The organism is Trichloromonas sp. (genome assembly GCF_041583255.1).
In the GTDB taxonomy this organism is placed as follows: domain Bacteria; phylum Desulfobacterota; class Desulfuromonadia; order Desulfuromonadales; family Trichloromonadaceae; genus Trichloromonas.
On sequence record NZ_JBFHGD010000251.1, the window covers coordinates 1 to 4145 of the forward strand.

2 protein-coding genes are annotated in these 4145 nt (G+C 55.2%); one reads left to right on the forward strand and one right to left on the reverse strand.

Annotation, left to right across the window (positions count from 1 at the left end):
- Positions 1 to 1499 (forward strand): AMP-dependent synthetase/ligase (locus tag ABYV89_RS14945; RefSeq protein WP_432823732.1); only part of this gene is annotated, 1499 nt, incomplete at its 5' end.
- A gap of 265 nt (positions 1500 to 1764) precedes the next feature.
- Here the strand turns inward: ABYV89_RS14945 and ABYV89_RS14950 are convergent.
- Positions 1765 to 4145: response regulator (locus ABYV89_RS14950; RefSeq protein ID WP_432823733.1), on the reverse strand; the 2381-nt coding region annotated here is incomplete at its 5' end.

The window sequence follows — 4145 nt, forward strand, 5'->3', positions numbered from 1 at the left end:
ACCTGCCCAAGCTTGAACGGATTGTCCTGATTGAGCAGCGGCAGAACGAATTCAGCAATAATCGTGAAAGTGCCGTCGCCATTGGCGAACTGGTCAGTGAATGGCATCGTTTGCGTAAGGAGTTTAAGCTTCCCGAAGAAATGACGGCTTCCCTGGAGCGGCTGGCCAACCAGGCCTACCGCCTGCTGATGCCGGCGGAGCATCCCCCGTCCAGAGAGCCGCAGGTGCTGGATATTTTTGCGCCGGTGCACCGGGTGCGGCAAAAGCTCACCCAGCAGACAAAATTGCTCAACTTCGATGAATTCTGCAGTGACAGGGACCCAACCGGTCACCCGCGTACAGTCCAGGACGTCGCCGTTATCCTCTACACCTCGGGCACGACCGGGCGCTCAAAGGGGGCAATGCTCAGTCACGGCAATATTGTCTCGAATATCCTGGGCGCCTGTCGCTTGTTCAAACTCGACGGGCACATGCATACCCTCTCATTTCTGCCGATCAACCACGTGTTTGAGCAGGTCTGCGGCATCCTGCTCCCTCTTTCCCTCGGCGGGACGGTCTCTTTTGCCGAATCCCTTAAGAAATTGGGTGAGAATCTGGCCGAGGTTAAACCCACATTCTTTCTCGGTGTCCCTGCCGTCTACCGGATATTTTACGACCGCATCACCAAAAACGTTCAGTCCAGAACCATCAGCCGTGCCCTCTTTGCCCTCCCCTTCACTCGTCCCATTATTGCGGCCAAAGTTAAAAAAATGCTCGGGGAGAACACAACCTTCATCAGTGGCGGCGCCGCCCTTGATCCGGAAATCGCCCGGGGGTTCCGCGCACTCGGCATCAAGATCCTCCAGGGATACGGAATCACCGAAACCTCGCCGGTCATTTCCGCCGAACCGCCAGACTCGCCGCGCATTGGAACCGTGGGGCCGCCGCTGCAGGAGGTGCAGGTGCGCATTTCTAATCCCGACAGGGAGGGTTCCGGTGAAATTCTCGTGCGTGGGCCCAATGTCATGCTCGGTTATTACAATAACCCGGACGCTACTGCCGAGGTCCTGATCGATGGCTGGTACTATACGGGGGACCTGGGCCGCATCGGCCAGGATGGCTACCTTTCAATCTGCGGGCGGGCCAAGAACCTTATCGTGACTCCCAACGGCAAGAATGTTTACCCTGAAGAGGTTGAAATAGAGCTTCTCAAAAGTCCCTATATCGCCGAAACCATGGTTTATGGTCACAAGGTGTCGCCCAGTGCCGAAGAAGTTCATGCGATTATCTTCCCCGATCTCGACGCCGTCGACCAATACGCCAGAGAGCTGGGGAAGCCCCCCCTTGCCGAAGATGAACTTGAAAAGCTGATTCGCGCGGAAGTGCTCGAAGCCGGCAAGCGGATGGCGGATTACAAGCGGGTGAAGAAATTCACCTTGCGGGAGGACGAATTCCCCAAAACCACGACAAGAAAAATAAAAAGATTTGTGGTAGAAGCACAAATTCCTGCAGCAGAATAAGATATATTGCCGACTTCTGGTATAATTTCGTGGTTATGGCAATTGCTGAGGAGGTATGCTTGAAAAAGACCTGTGAATTGAGAAGTCAGTGTAGATTTTATCTGAAATTCTGTGGTCGCTCCAGCAATGTCTGGCAGGGGATGATTGCTATCTACTGCCAGGGAGATACGTCATATCTCTGCGAAAGGCGAAAGTATTTTTATGAAACCGGGAATCAGTCAAGCGAAAACCTGATGCCCACCGGGAAGCTTGTCCCAATCTCATTTCAGACGCTTCCCTGACCTGAACATTTCTCGTGGCCTTCCTTTTTTGTGGATATGGCCATCAGCCTCTCACCTGCCCGGATCAACTCTTCCTCCAGTTGCTTGAAAATGTCCTGCTCCCTTTCCTGTTCTTCTTCGCGTGCCGCGATTTCCAACTGCCTGGCCAGCTGATAGGCCGCCTCAGCGTTGAGAAAACCGATGACTGATTTCAGGTTGTGCGCCAGGATCTCCACTTCGCGGTTATCCTGCCGGGCAATGCCCGCCCTGATTTCATCCAGCATTTTGGGATAGTCTTCCAGAAACTCCTTGATCAGTTCAGCCATCAGTGAATTGTTTTTCTGAATATTTTCATCGTATGCCTTATCAAGTTTCGTCTCCGCCATCGGCATGGGCCGCAACCGAGCTATCGGTTGTTTTGCCAGATGTCGTTCAACTACGCGGCAAAAAAGTTCAGGCTTGATCGGCTTGGCGACATAATCATCCATTCCGGCCGCCAGGCAGCGTTCCTGGTCACCAGGCATGGCGCAGGCCGTCATGCCGATGATCGGGACATGAAAGTTTCGCTCTTGACAGAGCTGGCGAATCATCCGGGTCGCCTCCAGGCCATCGATATCCGGCATTTGCACGTCCATCAACACCAGGTCGAAGGCTTCATTGCAAACAGCATCCACGGCAGACCGGCCATCACATACCACGGTCATATCCCAATCGCTTCTGTAGGCTAGTGCCAGCGCAAGTTTTTGATTGAAAGCATTATCTTCTGCCAGTAGCAGACGGGGCCGGAACGCAAAATCCCGCATCAAAGGGGTGTCGGACAACTCCTGCAGGGCGTTCGCACGTTCCACGGGTTGTGGTTGCTCGACCGAGTTTGGGCAGAAAACGACGCTCAGCGCATGCCGTAGCCGGGTCAGCGTGACCGGCTTGGTCAAATACCCGTTTATTGCCAGCTCGCGACAGCGTTCGTGACCCACGGCCAGGTCATCGGTAGTAAACATCATGAGTACCGGGATGGCCGGGTCGATATGCTCCCGGATGATTTCCGTGGTTGTGAAACCATCCATTCCGGGCATGATGCTATCGACCAGAATGGCCGAAAAGGGTTCTTCGCGGAAGCGGGCTTCATGCAGCTTCTGAATGGCGCTGTCGCCGGAGTCGATCGAACTGGCGTCGATGCCCAGTTGTCTCAGGTTATTCACCAGCAACGATCTGACAACAGGATGATCATCCACCACGAGGATATTTTTTCCGGCAAGGCCGCTAATTTCAATAGGCCGGGCCGAAGAGAATGCGCTGAATGGAAGCTCAACAGAAAAGACACTCCCCTGCCCTTCACGGCTCTGCAGCGAAAGTCGCCCCAACATCCCTTCGGCAAGAGCCTTGGAGATGGCCAGCCCCAGGCCGCTGCCGCCGTATTTTCGACTGGTTGCCGTGTCGACCTGGCTGAAATTGCGGAAGAGTTTATGCTGGAGTTCTTCCGCAATGCCGATGCCGGAGTCCTTTACCGCAAAAGCCAGGCGACAGCCATCCGCTCCCTGTTCAAGCAGGTCAACCTGCAGCAAAACCTCCCCCTTTTCGGTGAACTTGACGGCATTGCCCAGCAGGTTCAGCAACACTTGGCGAATTCGCAGGGGGTCTCCATGCAGCTCATCCGGCACCTCGGCCGCCACCGAACAGATAATTTCCAATCCTTTTCGGTGGGCCGGAACTGCCGCAGTGCGCATGGTCCCTTCGACAAGCTCCCGCAGCCGGAAAGGAACGGACTCAATTTCAAGCATCCCCGCCTCGATCTTTGAAAAATCGAGGATGTCGTTGATCAGCTCGAGCAGGGAATCCGCCGAGGACTTTACCGTTTCGAGACAGTCTCTTTGGTACTGGGGCAAGTCGGTGTCGAGCACCAGCTCGGTCATGCCGATAATGGCATTCATGGGCGTTCGCACTTCGTGACTCATATTGGCGAGGAAATCCCCCTTGGCCCGACTCGCCGATTCTGCGGCAAGCTTGGCTTCCATGAGTTCATTTTCTGTACGGCGGCGAGCTCGTTCGGATGCGACGAATTTGCGGAACCCGAGCCCGATTGCCACCTGTCCGAACAGCCAGATCAGGGCGTGGGTGAAGCCCAGGTTGAAAAGATCGCGGCGGGCCTGCTCTTCATAGGGCTTCATCGGAACCAGCACGGTAAGGCCACCGCAGACCTCGCCCAGCACATATCCATGCTGCTGGTGGCACTGCATGCAGCCCTGCTCGGCGTGCAGCGGGGTTATCAGGCGCAAGATCCGCCCCTCAGGATGCTCCTCGATGACTGAAACGTCCGTCGCTCCATCCTGAAGCTGCCCGAGTGCTGTCGTTTCCCAATGATCAGGCTGGTTGCGCGAATTTAGCGGAT